Raw genomic sequence first — 3,811 nt, 5'->3', positions numbered from 1 at the left:
GAATTGATTGCTGATCTGAAAGTGGCCATATCCACCACTGATGCTGATTTTGTCGTAAAACTGATTGATGTTTTCCCTGATGATTTCTCCTATAATACTGCCAAGAAAGGGGATGATGTTTATGTTATGGGCGGTTACCAAATGCTGGTGAGGGGAGATGTTATGAGGGGCAGGTTTCGGGATAGTTTCGAGACCCCAAAAGCTTTTGCCCCTAATCTGCCTGCCACTGTGTCCTTTCAGTTGAATGACATTGCCCATACCTTTAAAAAAGGGCATCGCCTGATGGTTCAGGTTCAGAGTTCATGGTTCCCCCTTGTGGATATGAACCCCCAACAATTTGTGGATATTTACCATTGCAATGCTGCGGATTTCGTAAAATCAACCATAAAGGTTTTTCATCAGGGGAATTTGGCTTCAAAAATTATTCTTCCCGTTTTAAATAATAAATTTTAGTTATTTTTAAACTGTGATATTTTTTAAAAAATTGCATAACTATGAATATGATAAAAATTTTTTATTACACATTTTTCCTTTCTTTATTCTTTGTTGCAAATGTTGTTGCACAACCCAGGGTGATTGCCCACAGAGGTTATTGGGATTGTGAAGGTGCAGCGCAAAATTCCATAGCATCGCTTAATAATTCCCATAAAATTGGGGTTTATGGTTCAGAATTTGACGTCATTCAAACTTCAGATGATGTCCTTGTGGTGCACCATGATGCTAGCGTGGATAGTATGCTGATTGAAGCTACTCCTTACAGTAAATTGAAAAATATTAAACTTTCAAATGGTGAAAAACTTCCAACTTTGAAGGAGTATTTAACCCAAGGTAAAAAAAATAAGGGTACTCAATTTATATTGGAAATAAAGCCGCACAGCACTGCTGAAAAAGAAAATAAGGCGGTTTCGGCCATATTAAATATGGTTGCTAAAATGAAAGTAGAATCTCAGGTGGAATATATTTCTTTTAGTTTAAATATTTGTCAGGAATTACACCGGCTCAATCCTAAAGCTAAAATATCTTATTTAAAAGGTGATTTGGATCCTGAAAAGATAAAGGAATTAGGTTTTACAGGTATTGATTATAATTTAAAAGTTCTTCAAAAAAATATAAACTGGATTGCCGATGCAAAAAAATTGGGCTTAACCGTTAATGTATGGACCGTTGACAGCAAAAAGGGAATGCAGGAGATGATAGACAACAATGTTGATTTCATCACCACCAATAAACCCTTGGTTCTGAAGGCACTTTTAAATCAATAAGCACAAAAAATCACTTTTAAAAGTTTTATGATGAAACGAATATTTTTAGCTTTATTGGTAGGTTTTTCTTTGCTGAATATAGCTCCAATTCAGGCGAAGGGAAATCCGGTCATGGGCAAACGATGGACCAACGCCAGGGCAAATGAATGGTATAAACAATGGGGCTGGTTGCGGGGTTGCGATTTTATTCCAAGCAGCGCCATAAACCAGTTGGAAATGTGGCAAAAAGAAACATTTGACCCGGCAACTATCGATAGGGAGTTGGGATATGCCCAGTCTATAGGAATGAATGTAATGAGAGTTTATTTACATCATCTGGCTTGGGAAATTGATCCTTCCGGATTTAAAGAAAGGATGAATACTTACCTGACTATTGCCCATAAACACGGTATATCTACAATATTCTGCATCTTCGATGATTGCTGGAATGCTGGTTACCATGCCGGGAAACAACCTGATCCTAAACCGGGAATACATAATTCCGGCTGGGTGCAAGATCCTGGTTACCTGGAAAAGGATACGGCCATTTATCCTTTGTTGAAAAGATATGTCAAAGATATTCTCACAAGTTTTAATAAAGATAAACGTATTGTGCTTTGGGACTTGTACAATGAACCCGGCAATTCGGGTAAAGGAAACCAGTCCTTGCCTTTGTTGAAAAATGTCTTTATGTGGGGAAGGGAAGTCAATCCATCACAGCCTTTATCAGCCGGGCTTTGGAATAATAAACTAAAGGATCTGTGTAAATTCCAATTAGAGAATGATGATGTGATTACTTATCATGATTATGAAGATGTGAAGAATCACAAGGCTTGCATTGACAGCCTCAGGAAATATGGCCGGCCATTGCTTTGTACTGAATATATGGCTCGTCGAAACAAAAGTTTGTTCTCCACCATCATGCCGATGTTAAAAGCCGAAAATATTGCTGCAATAAACTGGGGGTTGGTTTCAGGGAAAACAAATACCATTTATGCCTGGGATACGCCTATTCCTGATGGATCGGAGCCACAATTGTGGTTTCACGATATTTTCCGCAAAGACGGAACACCTTATAAGGTAGAAGAAATTAAAATTATCCGGTCATTGACTGGGAAGAAGGCAAAATAGTTTTATTTTCTCCGGAAAATTTATTTTGTAAGTAAGAAAGATTTGAATATATCCTTTGTATTGTTAATAAGTAAAATACAAAGGATATTATTTTTTTGGCGTAATTTTTGCAGTAATATTTTACCTTTGCCTGGGAAAATTGGGCAAATTATTTAGGTATTTTGTCTGTTAAAACCGGTAATGTAATGAAGAAATTAAACTTTACCTGTTCTATTTTAGCTTTTTTTTCTGTAGTCCTGTTTAGCGAAGCTGAAGCAAAACCGCTGATGAAGGAGATTCCGGCAGGAATTATTTCAGCTTTTAAATCAGGGAACGCAAAAGAACTGGCCGTCTATTTCAACTCAAATATTGAGATGTCAGTGCTTGATGATGAGAATATATACAGTAGGGCACATGCTGAACAGCTTATTAAAGAATTTTTTGCCAAATATCCCCCCCGTAATTTTATTATTCTGCACGAAGGAGGGAAGGAAGGTTCAAAATATGCAATTGGTAATCTTATAACAACAAATGGAATATTTAGGGTTTACTTTCTTTTAAAGGAAAGGGAAGGTAATCCATTAATTCATCAACTTAGAATAGAACCCGAAGAAAAATGACAATTGAAGAGTATTTAGACCAGTTTATTGAAAATGCTATCAAAGAAGATGTAGGCGACGGAGATCATACTTCCTTGTCCTGTATACCTGCCTCAGAAAAAGGCCGGATGCATCTGATCATCAAACAGAACGGAATCCTTGCCGGGGTTGAAGTTGCCCTCAGAGTTTTCCAGAAAATTGATAAGGATATTAAGTTGAGGTTATTTCTGCCCGATGGTAGTGAAGTAAAAAAAGGCGATATCGTTTTGGAAGTTGAAGGTAAAGTACAATCCTTGCTTTTGGCTGAACGCCTTGTTCTCAATATTATGCAACGGATGAGCGGAATTGCCACAAAAACTAGCAGATATGTCAGCAAATTAAAGGGATTGAAAACGAAAGTCCTTGATACCCGTAAGACTACACCGGGCATGCGTCTGCTGGAAAAAGCAGCTGTTAAAATTGGCGGAGCCCAAAACCACCGAATCGGACTTTATGATATGATACTGATTAAAGATAATCATATTGACTTTGCCGGGGGAATTGAGCAGGCAATCAACAAGACAAACGAATATCTGAAGGCAAAGAATAAAAATCTGAAAATTGAAATTGAAGCCCGCACAATTCAGGATGTGGAAAAGATTATAGAAGTGGGTCATATAGATAGGATTCTGTTGGATAACTTTAGCATAGAAAATACCCGTAAAGCCGTTTCCCTTATTAATGGCTGTTATGAAACAGAATCTTCAGGCATGATTACCCTGGATACAATCCGGGATTATGCAGAGTGCGGGGTTGATTTTGTTTCTGTAGGTGCCCTGACCCATGATATTGAAAGTCTGGATATGAGATTGAAAGCATTTT

General features: G+C 37.6%; 5 protein-coding genes. All 5 read left to right on the top strand.

Annotation, left to right across the window (positions count from 1 at the left end):
• On the top strand, positions 1-453 hold a 453-nt coding region (locus Q8907_14110), incomplete at its 5' end, for a CocE/NonD family hydrolase C-terminal non-catalytic domain-containing protein (protein ID MDP4275405.1).
• Positions 454-500: 47 nt separating this feature from the next.
• The gene (locus tag Q8907_14105; GenBank protein ID MDP4275404.1) at positions 501-1,262 is read left to right on the top strand and encodes a glycerophosphodiester phosphodiesterase family protein; all 762 of its coding nucleotides are present in this window, start codon (positions 501-503) and stop codon (positions 1,260-1,262) included.
• A gap of 30 nt (positions 1,263-1,292) precedes the next feature.
• Positions 1,293-2,372, top strand: coding sequence for a cellulase family glycosylhydrolase (locus Q8907_14100; GenBank protein MDP4275403.1), 1,080 nt, complete (start codon positions 1,293-1,295; stop codon positions 2,370-2,372).
• 185 nt (positions 2,373-2,557) lie between these two features.
• Positions 2,558-2,971 carry a DUF4783 domain-containing protein gene (locus Q8907_14095; protein ID MDP4275402.1) on the top strand — a complete coding sequence of 138 codons (414 nt, stop codon included), beginning with the start codon at positions 2,558-2,560 and terminating at the stop codon, positions 2,969-2,971.
• Positions 2,968-3,811, top strand: an 844-nt coding sequence (gene nadC / locus Q8907_14090) for a carboxylating nicotinate-nucleotide diphosphorylase (GenBank protein MDP4275401.1), incomplete at its 3' end; no start/stop codon positions are given. The genes Q8907_14095 and nadC, both read left to right, overlap by 4 nt.

Source organism: Bacteroidota bacterium, from assembly GCA_030706565.1.
In the GTDB taxonomy this organism is placed as follows: domain Bacteria; phylum Bacteroidota; class Bacteroidia; order Bacteroidales; family JAUZOH01; genus JAUZOH01.
The sequence above is the reverse complement of the archived record's forward strand: the minus strand, read 5'-3'. Positions and strand labels throughout refer to the sequence as shown.

What these genes read in the sequence shown, in the direction of transcription:
- Q8907_14100 (MDP4275403.1), top strand. Translation starts at nt 1,293, where the DNA reads ATGAAACGAATATTTTTAGCTTTATTGGTAGGTTTTTCTTTGCTGAAT.
- Q8907_14095 (MDP4275402.1), top strand. Translation starts at nt 2,558, where the DNA reads ATGAAGAAATTAAACTTTACCTGTTCTATTTTAGCTTTTTTTTCTGTA.
- Q8907_14105 (MDP4275404.1), top strand. Translation starts at nt 501, where the DNA reads ATGATAAAAATTTTTTATTACACATTTTTCCTTTCTTTATTCTTTGTT.